This window comes from Frankia sp. EI5c (genome assembly GCF_001636565.1).
GTDB lineage: Bacteria > Actinomycetota > Actinomycetes > Frankiales > Frankiaceae > Parafrankia.
Map to the genome: position 1 here is coordinate 1 of NZ_LRTK01000067.1, position 12,164 is coordinate 12,164.

The window sequence follows — 12,164 nt, forward strand, 5'->3', positions numbered from 1 at the left end:
GGCTCAGGCCCGGTCCGCCGAACATCAGAATATCCAAACCGCGGCACGGCCGGCGGGACACGTCACCCGGGACCAGATGCGGCGGGTTCGTCCACCCTCTGCATGTGGCGTGTTCGACACGTGTACTTGTTCCGCGGCTGTCACCTCGCCACGATCGGGCCTCCCACCAGCCACGATCATGCCGACGACACAGGGAAACCGGCTCCCCCCGCGGCGACCGGGGACACCGGTGATCGACTTCCGGTGCTGTGATCGCATGGTCTCGTTGAGCAAAAGCACACTTACGTCAACGCGGCCTTCTCTGTGAAGTTCGACTCTGTTCGTGCTCACGACGCCGCGGATTGCCCGCCAGTTCAATCGACACGTCTGCGCGTCAGCGCCGAAGGAACCCAGCCAATCCACCCCTCGGCTCACTCCACACATGATCGACGCGATCCGTACGCCCTGGGGTGTGCCCGGTGACGAGTAGCTCGAGCAGCGCCTCGCAGTCGCCCCTGGGACCCTCGGCGATCACCGCAACCGCACCGTCCGGCAAATTCGTGGCAGACCCGACGAGACCGAGACGACGGCCCTTGGTACGGACATAGTCACGGAACCCGACACCCTGAACCAGACCTTCGACCCGGGCGGTGAGGCGGACCACGTCCCGGTCGCAGGCGTCCTTCGTCGCGCGAATCTCGTTCATCGGAGCGGTAGGGTACTAGCCATTGTGGACACCATGTACATCGAGAGCGCGCAGCTCAACAGGGGCACCGAGGCCACCGTTCGCACGGTGCCGGGGCAGGGGACGCCGTCGAACTGCACCACCACTGGTGACCATGTGCGCACGCCTGGGCGATCAGGTCGGCGCCGGTCGCTGGCGTGCGTGGCCGCGGTGTGTTCGATGGGAACCGCACTCCTCCTTTCCGGCTGTGGGCAGAACTTCGAGCAGGACGGCGGGGTCATCCCGGTTCCGCACGCCAGCACCGAGGGCGTCCGCACCGTGACACCGGCCCCGGTACCGTCCGAGGAAGTCATCGGCCCGGGTTACGCGCCGCCCCGCGGCGAGCGCCCGACCCAGACAGCAGTACCCAACCTTCCCGGCGGCAAGTTGTAGGTGGGGTCCGAGTCGGCGTGACCGCCGCAGTCACGCCGACCATCCGTTCCAACCGGCGGTCGCTCCAGGCACGTGAGCGGCCGCTTCTCGCTTCCGCGGCCGCAGGCCCGTTCCCGCCCGGTGTGCCTGGTCGGGGTCCTCGCTGGATGCGTTCCGACCGGTCTCATGCGTTCCTGACAGCGTCGCGCGGGCGGCCGATGCCAGCGAACCCGCAGCGGGGTCAGCCGATCTCTCGCCGCGCTCGCTGCCGGCCCGGCATCCGCCGACCCTCCCCCAGATCCGCCCGCTGACCAGCCTGGTAGCCGTCTCGGCCACCGGAGCCGGAGAGCTGCCGCGCCCGGGTCGCGCGCAGCCGCGGGTAGACCCTGGCGAGATGCGCCTCGACGAGACCCTCGCGGCCGGCCAGCACCACCGCCACGGACCGCCGCTCGCCTGCCGCACCGACCCCGGCGGCCCGGCCCGCGCTCTCGGCCCTTCGCCGGGCGGTCTCCTCCGCGAGCGCGAGCCTGTCCCGCACGGCGACCGAGAAGCCCGCCATCCAGGACCTTCGGAAGGCCCGCGGATCCTCCCAGACCGGTGGGCTGGCCGCGGCCAGCCCGTGCGCCTGCTGGACGAGCAGCGACGTGTACAGCATCTGGACGCGCTCGATGTCCCCAGCCATCCCGAACAGGTGCGCGGTGTGCACCGTCGCCGTGCCGGCACCGGCCGGGGCCGGCATCGTCCGGTGCACCAGGCGGCACCCCAGCGGGTCCGCCACACTGGCCAGCAACGAGATCTTGTCCCGTGCGTAGGGCGCGTCGATTCCCATCACGACATCTCCGGCGACGGCACCCGCCGGAGCGGCGTCCTCGATCAGAGCCCGGTCGATCCCGTACTGGGCGATCAGCTCCGCGGCCTTGGCGTTGTAGTTCTCCCGGGCCGCTTCCGGCAGGCCCTCGGCCTCCGCCATCGCCAGCAGCTTGCGCACGCGGCCGAGCAGAGCGTCGGGATTCATGGCGCCTCCGTCCACGGTCCTCCTCCGGACTGGATACCAGATGAGGACACCGTCCTGAGGCCTCGCCGAACCGGGCACGACCTGTCGTCAGCTCCCGGTCACGGCCATGGACGAGGCTGAAGCGGATAGACCACACGATCCTCGATCAACAGGATCGTGGATGACACGACCCGCAGATCACACAAGCCCGCGGATCGAACGTACGTTCGAATACTACCACCGTGCCCGGCGTGGCTGCGGCTGGCACACCGGGCAGGTGAAGCTGGAGCGGTTCATGAACGCGTCCCGGCGGATGGCCGCGGCACAGCGGGAGCACTCCAACCCCCCGCGTCCGTATACCTGCAAGGACCGTTCGAACAGTCCGCTGACCCCCTCGGTGGAGACATACAGCCGGTCGAAGGAGGTTCCTCCGGCTGCCAGCGCGGCGGTCATCACCGTGCGGACGGCCGCCAGCAGCCGGAGCGCCTCGGGGCGCGAAACCGTCTCGGTGGGACGCGCGTAGTGCAGCCGGGCGGCCCAGAGTGCCTCATCCGCGTAGATGTTGCCCACGCCGCTGATCAACCTCTGGTCGAGCAGTGCGCGTTTGAGACCGGTGCGGCGCCGGCGAAGGGCGCCGACGAAGCGTTCGTCGTCGAACTCGGCGGCGAGCGGATCGGGCGCGATGTGCGCGATCGGCAGTGGCAGATCCGCCCCGGGGACCACAGCCAGGCCACCGAACGTCCGCTGGTCGACGAAGCGCAGCTCGCGCCCTTCATCGGTGAACCGGAACCGGACCCGCAGATGCGTCTGGTCGGGGCTGTCCCGAGGGACCACCAGGAGCTGCCCGCTCATGCCGAGATGGCCGAGCAGCGCCTCCCCGGCACCACCCGCCGCGCACTTTTCGCCGGTCTCGCCGGTCTCGCCGGTTCGTGCGCTCCCGGTGCCCGGTTCGGGCCGGGAGAGGCCGAGCCACAGGTACTTCCCCCGCCGGCGCGAGGTCAGCACCGCCCGCCCGGCCAGCGCCGCGGCGAAGTCATCGGCACCGGCGTCGTGGCGGCGGACCGCCCGCGGATGACGCACCTCGACACTGGAGATCGTGCGACCGACGACACCGCGTTCCAGCCCCCGCCGGACGACCTCGACCTCGGGCAGTTCAGGCAAGGTGGGTCAGCACGCCGGTCACGAGGCAGCTCGCTTCATCGGGCGCCGCCCGCCCCCGCGGCGGAGTCGCCGACGGCGAGACCGGCCACCGCGCCGCCCGCCGCGGCCTGCTCCGGCCNGCCGGTCGACGGGTCGCCCCCGGCCGCCTCGGCGGCGCGCTTCTCCAGCATGGCGAAGGCCGTCGCGGCGGCCCGCTGCTCGGCTTCCTTCTTGCTGCCGCCCTCGCCCTCGCCCAGCACCTCACCCGCGACCCGCGCGAACGCCGTGAACCGCTTGGCGTGATCCGGACCGGCTTCGGTGACCGCGTAGTCGGGCGGGCCGAGCCCGAGCAGCGCCGTCTGCTCCTGCAACGAGGTCTTCCAGTCCAGCCCCGCGCCGCGGCCGGCAGCCTCGTCCAGGAGCGGATCGAACAGCCGATGGACGAAACCGGAGGCCACGTCGAGACTGTTGGAGAGGTAGACCGCTCCGATCACCGCCTCCAGCGTGTCGGCGAGGATGNTGGGCTTGTCGCGCCCGCCCGTCGCCTCCTCGCCCCGCCCGAGCAACAGGTAAGGACCGATGCCGGCCGGGCCGATACGCCGGGCTACCTCGGCGAGCGCGCGCATGTTGACCACCGAGGCACGCTGCTTGGCGAGCTGACCCTCAGGAAGATCCGGGTGACGGCGGAACAGCGCCGCGGTCACGATCAGTCCGAGCACGGCGTCGCCGAGGAACTCCAGCCGTTCGTTGGTGGGCAGACCGCCGTTCTCATACGCGTACGACCGGTGGGTCAGCGCGCGGTCGAGCAGATCGGGATCGACGTTGACCTGGAGAGCGTCGACCAGCCCATCCCGCGGCGGCGGAACCGACTGCCCCCGGCTCATCAGGACAGCCCCGCCAGCTCCCGGCGACGCCCGACCAGCGTCGCCATGGCCTCACGAACCGATCCGGCGAGACCCGCGCGCACCGCGCCGGCCGCCGCGCCGACGGCCGCCGGCAACGCGCCCGGCCGTCCCTGGAGGGCCGCGGACGGCCNTCCCACCTGGACGGCCACCCCGTCCACTCCCAGCACGGTCATTCCCCCCTGATCTTCCGGACTGTCCACCCGGCGCTCAGCCGGTGTCGTCCCACTCCGCGACTGTCCGACATACGGCCGCAGTGCGGAGAGCACGACATCGCCGGTGAACCCGTCGGTGACGACGACATCGGCGCCCGCCCCGGTGGTCAGCAGGTCGGCGGTCACCGGGCCGACGAAGTTCAGCCCGAGTGAGGCCAGCAGGTCCGCGGCCGAGCGGCGTAGCGGGTCGAGCAGTGCCGGCCGCGCCGACAGCAGTGCAACCCGCGGGCGGTCGACTCCGTGGCGGACCCGCGCGAAGGCGGCGCCCGCCAGGGCGAACTGAGCGAACTCGTCCGCGGTCACGTCGACCGAACCGCCGGCGTCACACAAAATCATCGGCGATTCCGCGGTACCGAGCCGGACCATCGCCGCGGCCCGGGTCGCGCCGGGCAGCAGGCCGAAGGTGAACCGCGCCGCGGCGAGGACGGCCTCCGACGGCGCGACCGACACCATCGCGTCGGCCCGTCCGTCCCGGACCAGCCGGGCCGCGACTCGCACGCCACTGTCCCGCCGCGCCCGCACCTCACGCAGGGCCTCGGCCCCCGCCTCGATTCCGCGCGACGCGTTCACCAACTGGACGCGGCCACCGGCGAGCAGGCCTCGTGCGGTGATTCCGGGCTCGACCACCGCCGTGGGCGCCACCACGGTCAGGGCCACCCGCGGATCACTGCCGAGTGCCGCGGCCAGTTCGTCGAGGAGGCCGTCNGGCGGCGCGACGCCCTCCCCGATCAGATCGACAGCGATGCGCACCACACCGTGGTCAGACGTCGAGCACCTGGCGGTCGTTGTAGCGGCCGCAGGTCGGGCACATGGTGTGCGGGCGGATGACGTGCCCACGGGAGCACTTCGACAGCGTCGGCACCTTGGCCTTCCACTGCGCGCGACGAGACCGGGTGTTGCTGCGCGAGGTGCGCCGCTTCGGGACGGCCACTAGTCCTTCTCCTTGTTCTCGGTGGTGGCGGGATCCTCGACGAGGCCGGACAGCGCCGCCCATCTCGGGTCCTGCCGGGTGTGGGAATGGTCTGGGCCGACCTCGTCGAGACGAGCGCCGCAGTCGACGCAGAGACCTGCGCAGTCCGGCCGGCAGACGGGTGACAGCGGAAGGCTCAGCACCACCGCGTCCCGCACGACCGGCTCGATGTCAGCATGATCATCGACGAGGATGCCGGTGTCATCCTCGTCGTCGCCCCCGACAACCCGGTCGGGGTAGTAGAACAGCTCTCTGATCTCGACGGACGCCGTGTCGGTGACCTCTTCCAGACAGCGGCCGCACTCCCCGGCAAGCGGCACGGTCACGACACCGCTCACCAGGACGCCCTCCATGACCGACTCGAGCCGTAGATCGAGGACGACAGCGGCGCCGGCGGGCACACGCAGCATCTCGGTACCGAAGTCCGAGGGCTGGACGATCGTGGTCTCGACACGACGAAGTGAACCCGGCCTCCGGCCGAGCTCCCGGGTGTCGAGCACATAGGGACCCTTGGGGGCGCGCCGACGGGCTCGTTGTGTGGTCATGGCGGTCACAGCAGATGTTCTCACGTCGCGGTCGTTGCGGGGCTGACCAGGGAGCCGGGACACCGGTCGTACCGACCCGGAGATCAACCGCCCTGATCCTCCCGACCACCGGTGGAAGCCGGTGGGACCCGCCGGCGCCTCCGCCGGCCGGCCCGGACCCGGCATGGTCAGCCCGGATCCGGTCGGAAGTGCGTGCCCACGTCGTGGGGCACGGACAACCAGCTTATCCGATCGGTGCTCCGACCCCGGAAGTCAGTCGGACATGACCCGTCAGGCCACCGCGCGCGGCCGGGACGCCGGCCCAGCGCTCACCGGGGGACGCGAGGGTGTCGTCGATCCCACCCGGCGACATCCGGGCACCGCCCAGGGGTCCGGCGCCCACGTGATCGCCCACGTCACCGCTCATGTACAGCTCGGCCTCGCCGACGGTCACGGGCGCGGGACCGGACTGGAAGGCCCCCGCCGAACCGACCGGACCGACCGGACCGGCGGGACCGACCGCGCTGGCCCCGCCGGCGCCGCTCGCCGCCGATCGCGAGGCGAGCCGTTCCCGCCCCCTGGTCACCGAGGTCAGCGTGCGGTCGAGGAGCTCCTCGAAGCCGGCCAGCTTCCCGTCGACGTAGGAGTCGATCTGCCGGCGCATGTCCTCGGCCGCCTGCCGCGCGGCAGCCGTGATCGCCGCCGCGTCCGACTCCGCCTGGACCACCACGGCGCTGCCGGAGGCCAGCCGGACGCTCTCCCGCCGGCCGTCGGCGACGATCGAGGCCGCCCGACGATGTGCGTCATCGATGATCGCCTCGCTGTCCGCCAGAATCCGGTCGGCATCCGCGAGCCGCTCGGGCAGCCGCGCCCGCAGATCCTCCAGCGCCTCGAGCATCTCGGCCCGGTTGAGCACGCAGGACGCCGTCAGCGGCATCGCCCGCGCACCCTCGACCAAGGAAATGATCAGATCGAGGCGCTCAACGAGATCATCCATGCCCGGTAGGTTACGACCGGCAGACGGGGCACCCGATAACGACACTCCGTTATCGCACGCGGACGGACCGCGTCATCCCAGATGTCCGAATTCCGGTTGCGCCGGCGCGGCGGTGACGCCACGCATCCGAACCCGGGGCCCCCGCACCGCGCGCCGCTACGAGCCGGAACGGTCCCGCAGGCCCTTGAGCACCACGTCAGGCACCAGCCCGGAGACCTCACCGCCGTAGCGGGCCACCTCCTTGACCAGACTCGACGAGAGGAACGCGTACTGCGGGTTGGTGCTCATGAACAACGTCTCCACCCCGGCGAGGGAATGGTTCATCTGCGCCATCTGAAGCTCGTAGTCGAAGTCGCTCACCGCGCGCAGCCCCTTGACGATGGACTGAATCCCCCGCACGCGGCAGAAGTCGACCAGCAGGCCATGCGACGAGTCGACGACGACGTTCGCCGGGGCGGCGGGGTGACTGCGCACCGCCTCCCGGATGAGGTCTATCCGCTCGTCAACCGTGAACAGGTTGGCCTTCGACTTGTTGATCAGAACGGCGACGACGACCTCGTCAAAGAGCCGGCTGGCTCTCACGATGATGTCGAGGTGACCATTGGTGATGGGGTCGAACGATCCGGGACAGACTGCCCTCCTCATGATCGACTACCGTACCAGAGGACCCCCTCTCCGTACCTGCGCTCACGGAGCGCCACAAATCCATCAGGCCAGGTCACAGGCCCACCCCGAGCGGCCCGCTCGACGACGCAGACACCACCCACCGTCACCCATCCGCCGCTGGCCAGCCGGTCGAGCACGCTGCCCAGCTCGGCATCGGGCAGGGCATAGGGCGGATCCAGGAAGACCACGTCATAGGGATCGGCCGGCGGCGACTCCACCACCCGGACGACCGGGGAGCGCACCACCTGCGCGCCCGGCAGCCCGAGCGCCTCGACATTGCGATGCAGGACCCGGACGGCAGCCGCGTCCCGGTCGACCAGCAGGACGTGCGCCGCCCCGCGGGACAGGGCCTCCAGCCCCACCGCGCCCGACCCGGCGTACAGGTCCGCCATCCGGGCACCGTCGAGATCGACCAGCGTTCCGAGGGTGTTGAACAGGCCTTCCNTCGTCCGGTCCGAGGTCGGCCGGGTGGTCCCCCCCGGAGGCACCACCAGTCGTCGCCCACCGGCACTGCCGCCCACGATGCGTGTCACAGCCGGGTCAGCCCTTCTCCAGGAAGGCGGCGCTGGCCTCGTCGAGGGCATCCGCGAGCCGCCGGCGCAGCGCCGGCAGCGTGTTGAGCTCGGGATCCTCGGCGACGATGTCCGTGGCCTCCGCGCGCGCGCCGAGGATCAGGTCCTCGTCCCGCAGCAGTTCCAGCAGCCGCAGGGAACGGCGACCGCCGGACTGGGCCGCACCCAGGACGTCCCCCTCCCTGCGCTGGGCCAGGTCGAGCAGGGCCAGCTGGGCACCGTCCGTGGTGGAGGCGACGGCGCGCAGCCGCTCGGCGGCCGGGGCGGTCGCATCGACACAGGTCTGCAGCAGACAGACCCCCGGCGCGCGGCCGCGCCCCACCCGGCCGCGAAGCTGGTGCAGCTGGGAGACACCGAACCAGTCCGAGTCCAGCACGATCATCACGGTGGCGTTCGGGACGTCCACCCCGACCTCGATCACCGTGGTGGCGACGAGGACGTCCACCTCGCCCGCGGCGAAGCGGGTCATCACGTCCTCCCGGACCGCCGCGGGCATCCGGCCGTGCAGGCCCTCGACCCGCAGGCCGGCAAGCTCGCCCGCCACCAGCCGCGGCAGCGTCTCGGTGACGGTCGCGCCGACCCGCTCGCCCTCCCGCGAGGCGTCCCCCGCATCCCCCGCTCCCACCCCCGCGGACGGAGCGGTCGCATCCTCCGGGCCGGTGCCCTCGCCGACCCGGGGACACACCACGTAGGCCTGGTGCCCGGCGGCGACCTCCTCCCGCAGCCGGCCCCACATCCGCGCCATGAACGCCGTGTTCACCGCGGGGACGACAAAGGTGGAGATCGGCGAGCGGCCGGCCGGGAGCTGGTTGAGCACGGAGACCTCAAGGTCACCGAAGACCGTCATCGCGACGGTCCGCGGGATCGGCGTCGCCGTCATGACCAGCAGATGCGGCGGGCGCCGGCCCCGGGAGCGCAGCTCGTCCCGCTGCTCCACCCCGAACCTGTGCTGCTCGTCGACCACGACCAGTGCGAGGTCGTGGAAGGCCACGTCGGCGCCCAGCAGCGCGTGGGTGCCCACGACCAGCCCCACGCTGCCGTCGGCGATCCCGGCGAGGATCTCCCGCCGCGCCCGGGCGGGTGTCGAACCGGTCAGCAGCGCGACCCGGGTGGCCGGGCCGTCCACCCCGAGCTCCCCGGCCCGGGCGCGGTCGCCGAGCAGGCCCAGCAGGCTCCGGTGGTGCTGGGCAGCGAGGGTCTCGGTGGGGGCCAGCAGGGCCGCCTGGCCCCCCGAGTCCACCGCGGTGAGCATGGCCCGCACCGCGACCACCGTCTTGCCGGAGCCGACCTCCCCCTGCAGGAGCCGGTGCATGGGAAAGGGCTTGGCCATCTCGGCCGCGATGGTCGCACCCACCGCGAGCTGCCCGTCGGTGAGGTCGAAAGGCAGCGCCGCGTCGAACGCGCTGAGCAGCCCGCCGGTGCGGCCCGGTCGTGGCTCGGTGGCGACGAGCTCCGCCNGGCGCCGCCGACGGGCCAGCGCCACCTGGACGACGAGTGCCTCGTCCCATTTGAGCCTGGTCCGGGCGATGGCCACGTCGGCCCGCGAGGACGGCCGGTGGATGAGTTCGTAGGCTCGCCGCAGCCCCACGAGGTGGTGCCGGGCCCGCACGGAGGCCGGCAGCGGCTCGTCGAGGTCGCCGAGTGAGTCGAGCACCAGCCGCAGGCAGCGGGCGATCGTCCAGCTGGTCAGTTTCGCGGTGGCGGGGTAGATCGGGACGAGCGCGCCGGCGAACTCCAGCGCCGGCGACGCCGCGGCCGGGGTCGGGGCCGCGGCGTTCGCACCGCCGACGGTGCCCGCAGCTCCCACCGCGCACCCGGCCCCTTCGCCCCCCGGGACCAGGCCAGCCCCGCCCGGCTCGGCGGACACGGCGGACACGGCGGGCTCGTCCTGATCAGGCCCGTCGAGCAGGTGGACCTCGGGATGGATGAGCTGGCGGCGCCCGCGGAACTCGGCGACCTTGCCGGCGAACAGCGCGGTCACCCCCGGCGCGAGCGCCTTGGCCCGCCACTGCTGGTTGAAGAAGACCAGGGACAGCTCACCGCGGCCGTCGGTGACGGTGATCTCCGTCCGGCCACCGCCGCGGCGACGCCCGCCGCCGTTCCAGTCGGGCCGCGCCTTGTGTTTCACCACCCTCGTCACCCGCGCCTGGACCGTGGCGATCTCGCCGACCACAAGCTCGTCCAGGTCGGTGAGCTCACCGCGCTCGTGATAGCGCCGTGGCAGGTGGTTGAGCAGGTCGCCGACCGTCGCAAGCTCCAGGTCGTCGGCCAGCAGGGCGGCGTTGGGCGCACCCAGCGCGCTCTTCAGCGGCGTGTCGAGGTCGAGCACACCTCGATATTGCACCGCGCCGCCGACACTCTCGGCCGCCGACCGGTCACCGGGGTACGAACCGCCTGGCGGACCGCCGGCCCCACCCGCACGGGCCGGACCGGACCGGACGGGCGCGGCTAGGGTAACCTCGCAGTCGACTACAGGCTAGAGCGGTCGGCTGTGAGCGGCATCAGCTGTGAGCGGCATCGACTGCCATTGGCATCGGCTGCCAGTGGCATCGACTGCCAGTGGCATCGACTGCCATTGGCATCGACTGCCATTGGCATCGACTGCCATTGGCATCGGCTGCCAGCGGCATCGTGCCGACATCGGCATTGTGTTTGACCAATCGTGATTGACGGAGTGTTCTCGTGTCTTCGGTGTGTGACGTCTGCGGCAAGGGGCCGGGCTTCGGCATGTCGGTCTCCCACTCCCACCGGCGCACCCGCCGTCGCTGGNACCCCAACATCCAGACCGTTCGGGCGATTGTCGGCCGGACCCCCAAGCGCCTCAACGTCTGCACCTCGTGCCTGAAGGCGGGCAAGGTCACCCGCGGCTGACCCGATCGCGGGCGGCTCCGCACCACTTGCCGCCTGCCTGACCGGCGCACGCCGGCTCGCGCGGGGCCCTTCGGTCCGGCCTGGTCCTCATCGGCTACTGTCCCGGCATGGGAGCCTCCAGTCGCAGGGTTCGGCTCGTCCTCCTGTTCGGCGGGCGTAGTACCGAGCACGCCATCTCGTGCGTGTCGGCCGGTGGAGTCCTGCGGGCCCTGGACCGGTCCCGTTACGACGTGATTCCGGTGGGCATCGACACCGACGGCCGCTGGGTCGTCGTGCCCGAGGACAGCGCCGTGCTGGCGGGGTCCGGCGCCGAGCTGCCCGCGGTCGACGCGGCGGCCGGTCTCGAGGTCACGCTCCCGGCGGATCCGACGTCGGCCCGGCTGCTCCTCCGCGAGCCCTCGGGGGCCCTTCGCGACCTCGGGCCGATCGATGTGGTCTTCCCGCTTCTGCACGGCCCCTTCGGCGAGGACGGCACCATTCAGGGCCTGCTGGAGATGTGCGGTCTGCCCTATGTCGGCTCCGGGGTGTTCGCCAGCGCGTCGGCCATGGACAAGCAGCACATGAAGCGCATCCTGGCCGCGAGCGGGCTGCCGGTCGGGCCGTACGCGGTGGTGCCGCCGGGCGGGACGCTCTCCGAGCGTGAGCGTGAACGGCTGGGGCTGCCGGTCTTCGTCAAGCCCGCTCGGGGTGGCTCCAGCATCGGCATCAGCCGGGTGGACGCCTGGGCCGATCTCGACACCGCACTCAAGACCGCCCGATCCAGCGACCCCAAGGTGCTCGTCGAGTCGGCGATCGTCGGCCGCGAGATCGAGTGCGGCGTGCTGGACAGCCTCGACGGCTCGGGGCCGGAGGCGAGCGTGCCGGCCGAGATCACGGTCACCTCGTCGGCGGGCTTCTACGACTTCGAGACGAAGTACGTCTCCGACGGCGCGCGCTTCAGCATCCCCGCGGAGCTGCCCGCGGAGCTCACCGAACGGGTTCGCGCCGCGGCAACCGCGGCGTTCGAGGCCCTCGACTGCGCCGGGCTCGCCCGGGTGGACATGTTCGTCACGCCNACAGGCGACATCGTCCTCAACGAGGTCAACACCATGCCGGGGTTCACCCCGACGTCGATGTTCCCGCGGATGTGGGCAGCCACCGGCCTCGACTACGGCTCCCTCGCGGACCGGCTGGTCCAGCTGGCCCTGCGCGACGGCGCCGGCCTGCGCTGAGCACCGAAGCTGAGCACCGAAGGAGTG

Annotated in this window: 12 protein-coding genes and 8 pseudogenes; 5 read left to right on the forward strand and 15 right to left on the reverse strand. The window is 71.8% G+C overall.

The annotated features are described in order from the left end of the window. Window positions 1-373 precede the first annotated feature (373 nt). Complete coding sequence (locus UG55_RS21270) at window positions 374-685, reverse strand: acylphosphatase (RefSeq protein ID WP_066071265.1); 312 nt, start codon at window positions 683-685, stop codon at window positions 374-376. Between the two features lie 33 nt (window positions 686-718). Between UG55_RS21270 and UG55_RS21275 the strand changes: the two genes are divergently transcribed. After that, entirely contained in the window at window positions 719-1,096 is a 378-nt protein-coding gene (locus tag UG55_RS21275; protein ID WP_066071319.1) for a hypothetical protein, read from the forward strand. A gap of 220 nt (window positions 1,097-1,316) precedes the next feature. Here the strand turns inward: UG55_RS21275 and UG55_RS21280 are convergent, their stop codons facing one another. The 14 genes and pseudogenes from UG55_RS21280 to UG55_RS40995 all read right to left on the reverse strand — a co-directional run. Then, entirely contained in the window at window positions 1,317-2,090 is a 774-nt protein-coding gene (locus tag UG55_RS21280) for a DUF2786 domain-containing protein (protein ID WP_066071322.1), read from the reverse strand. A 213-nt stretch (window positions 2,091-2,303) separates the two neighbouring features. Further along, the gene (gene mutM, locus UG55_RS21285; protein WP_066071268.1) at window positions 2,304-3,230 is read right to left on the reverse strand and encodes a bifunctional DNA-formamidopyrimidine glycosylase/DNA-(apurinic or apyrimidinic site) lyase; all 927 of its coding nucleotides are present in this window, start codon (window positions 3,228-3,230) and stop codon (window positions 2,304-2,306) included. 119 nt (window positions 3,231-3,349) lie between these two features. After that, window positions 3,350-3,728, reverse strand: a pseudogene (locus tag UG55_RS40970) (putative dsRNA-binding protein); the annotation flags it as partial. A gap of 1 nt (window position 3,729) precedes the next feature. Continuing rightward, a pseudogene (locus UG55_RS40975) lies at window positions 3,730-4,093 on the reverse strand (ribonuclease III family protein); the annotation flags it as partial. 152 nt (window positions 4,094-4,245) lie between these two features. Continuing rightward, a pseudogene (locus UG55_RS21295) lies at window positions 4,246-5,031 on the reverse strand (phosphate acyltransferase); the annotation flags it as partial. A gap of 1 nt (window position 5,032) precedes the next feature. Beyond that, window positions 5,033-5,079, reverse strand: a pseudogene (locus UG55_RS45610) (hypothetical protein); the annotation flags it as partial. Window positions 5,080-5,086: 7 nt separating this feature from the next. Beyond that, entirely contained in the window at window positions 5,087-5,257 is a 171-nt protein-coding gene (gene rpmF / locus UG55_RS21300; RefSeq protein ID WP_066071280.1) for a 50S ribosomal protein L32, read from the reverse strand. Further along, window positions 5,257-5,841, reverse strand: coding sequence for a DUF177 domain-containing protein (locus UG55_RS21305; RefSeq protein ID WP_066071325.1), 585 nt, complete (start codon window positions 5,839-5,841; stop codon window positions 5,257-5,259). Before UG55_RS21305 ends, rpmF begins: the two co-directional genes overlap by 1 nt. 223 nt (window positions 5,842-6,064) lie before the next feature. Then, window positions 6,065-6,817, reverse strand: a complete 753-nt coding sequence (locus tag UG55_RS21310) for a hypothetical protein (protein WP_066071283.1) — start codon at window positions 6,815-6,817, stop codon at window positions 6,065-6,067. Window positions 6,818-6,973: 156 nt separating this feature from the next. Beyond that, window positions 6,974-7,462, reverse strand: coding sequence for a pantetheine-phosphate adenylyltransferase (coaD, locus tag UG55_RS21315; protein ID WP_066071286.1), 489 nt, complete (start codon window positions 7,460-7,462; stop codon window positions 6,974-6,976). Then, a partial coding sequence (locus UG55_RS21320; protein WP_242424896.1) for an RsmD family RNA methyltransferase occupies window positions 7,459-7,927 on the reverse strand: 469 nt, incomplete at its 5' end. The genes coaD and UG55_RS21320, both read right to left, overlap by 4 nt. 1 nt (window position 7,928) lies before the next feature. Further along, window positions 7,929-8,016 (reverse strand): annotated as a pseudogene (locus tag UG55_RS46035) (RsmD family RNA methyltransferase); the annotation flags it as partial. 7 nt (window positions 8,017-8,023) lie between these two features. Further along, on the reverse strand, window positions 8,024-9,512 hold a 1,489-nt coding region (locus tag UG55_RS40990), incomplete at its 5' end, for an ATP-dependent DNA helicase RecG (protein ID WP_128423086.1). 1 nt (window position 9,513) lies between these two features. Next, window positions 9,514-10,384, reverse strand: a pseudogene (locus UG55_RS40995) (OB-fold nucleic acid binding domain-containing protein); the annotation flags it as partial. Between the two features lie 353 nt (window positions 10,385-10,737). Here UG55_RS40995 and UG55_RS41000 point away from each other — a divergent pair. From UG55_RS41000 to UG55_RS41010, 4 genes and pseudogenes are all read left to right on the forward strand, one after another. Beyond that, window positions 10,738-10,824 (forward strand): L28 family ribosomal protein (locus UG55_RS41000; RefSeq protein ID WP_304440436.1); only part of this gene is annotated, 87 nt, incomplete at its 3' end. 1 nt (window position 10,825) lies between these two features. Then, window positions 10,826-10,926, forward strand: a pseudogene (locus tag UG55_RS41005) (bL28 family ribosomal protein); the annotation flags it as partial. Between the two features lie 107 nt (window positions 10,927-11,033). Further along, window positions 11,034-11,980: D-alanine--D-alanine ligase family protein (locus UG55_RS21335; RefSeq protein WP_242424897.1), on the forward strand; the 947-nt coding region annotated here is incomplete at its 3' end. A 1-nt stretch (window position 11,981) separates the two neighbouring features. Next, window positions 11,982-12,137: pseudogene (locus tag UG55_RS41010) on the forward strand (D-alanine--D-alanine ligase A); the annotation flags it as partial. Window positions 12,138-12,164 lie beyond the last annotated feature (27 nt).

What these genes read in the sequence shown, in the direction of transcription:
- UG55_RS21310 (WP_066071283.1), bottom strand. Translation starts at nt 6,817, where the DNA reads ATGGATGATCTCGTTGAGCGCCTCGATCTGATCATTTCCTTGGTCGAG.
- UG55_RS21270 (WP_066071265.1), bottom strand. Translation starts at nt 685, where the DNA reads ATGAACGAGATTCGCGCGACGAAGGACGCCTGCGACCGGGACGTGGTC.
- UG55_RS21305 (WP_066071325.1), bottom strand. Translation starts at nt 5,841, where the DNA reads ATGACCACACAACGAGCCCGTCGGCGCGCCCCCAAGGGTCCCTATGTG.
- coaD (WP_066071286.1), bottom strand. Translation starts at nt 7,462, where the DNA reads ATGAGGAGGGCAGTCTGTCCCGGATCGTTCGACCCCATCACCAATGGT.
- UG55_RS21275 (WP_066071319.1), top strand. Translation starts at nt 719, where the DNA reads ATGTACATCGAGAGCGCGCAGCTCAACAGGGGCACCGAGGCCACCGTT.
- UG55_RS21280 (WP_066071322.1), bottom strand. Translation starts at nt 2,090, where the DNA reads ATGAATCCCGACGCTCTGCTCGGCCGCGTGCGCAAGCTGCTGGCGATG.